1 protein-coding gene is annotated in these 1041 nt (G+C 54.9%); it reads right to left on the reverse strand.

All coding sequences use genetic code 11. The features are described from left to right. Window positions 1–816: 816 nt before the first annotated feature. Window positions 817–1041: hypothetical protein (locus V6D20_15995; GenBank protein HEY9817282.1), on the reverse strand; the 225-nt coding region annotated here is incomplete at its 5' end.

Genomic DNA, 1041 nt, shown 5'->3' on the forward strand with positions numbered 1-1041 from the left:
TGTGAAGTAGTGACCCTAGCAGTAATGTAGAAAGAATTTCTTCCAAGTTAAGGCGTCCTCCTAATGGAGGCAGGGCCGCAGGGGTGGGCATTCATGAGGCTGTTCAATACTACCCCCTAATACTTGCTTTACTACCCCCTACCTCCACCCTACTACCCCCTAAATTGCCTACCACCGGAAAGTGCCTCAGTCACGCCAGCTACCGGCAGTCGGTCGGAATCCCGGTTGTGGGACGCGATGTTGCGCGCAACGCGGCGTTGCAACCGATTAAAGAACGTAGTATTTAGTGGGAGCTGGAGCTAACGGGGATTTCAGTGGGGTTTGGGCTTAATCGGACGGGGGAACGGGAATTCGCAGAAATAGCCCGTTCGCCACTGAGTGGGGTCGGGCTAACGGGAGCTTTTAGTGAGGTGTGACTTTAAGCGGTTTAGGCTAACGAGACTTCCTAGTGAGGTGCGACCTTAATGAGTACGACAGTGAGGATGCGGTGGAATAACAGGGAGCAAAGCGGTCAATCATGAGGTGTTTATGTGCAGGTAGGGGTTTAGGGAGAACTCGTCTCTGTTGTTTGTGGCGTACATCAGCCTGAGGGCATGGACTTGGTAGGTGGAATCCTGGCTAAGAGGGATCAGAGTGTATTGTCGGTCAAGGCGAAAGAGCTCCAGAAAGGGATGGAGGCTGCAGTGGCGGGGTGCATTCTGGAAGGGGAACACTTTCAGCCACAGCATGGTGCGCGCGGGTGTTCGCACTTGGATGCAAGCTTCGAGCCGAACGTACCAAGGCTGGCGTATGTTGCGGATGCGAAATTCTAACGTGTCACCTGGGCGGACGTAGAAGGTGGTGCCGTTGGATCTGGGCAAGCGAAGGCAAGAAACGCCAGCCCCTGGAGGATGAGGGGGAGAACTTACGAGTGTAGGAGCTGAAGTTGAGGGCTTCAGCAGCAGGCACTTCGCCTTGGAGGCCATAGAGGCGCCAGGCAAGGATCACAATGTGGCGATAGTCGGCAACAGTGGCGTTGGCAATGGGCTGCAAGGTACCAAC

Source organism: Candidatus Obscuribacterales bacterium, from assembly GCA_036703605.1.
Lineage (GTDB): Bacteria > Cyanobacteriota > Cyanobacteriia > RECH01 > RECH01 > RECH01.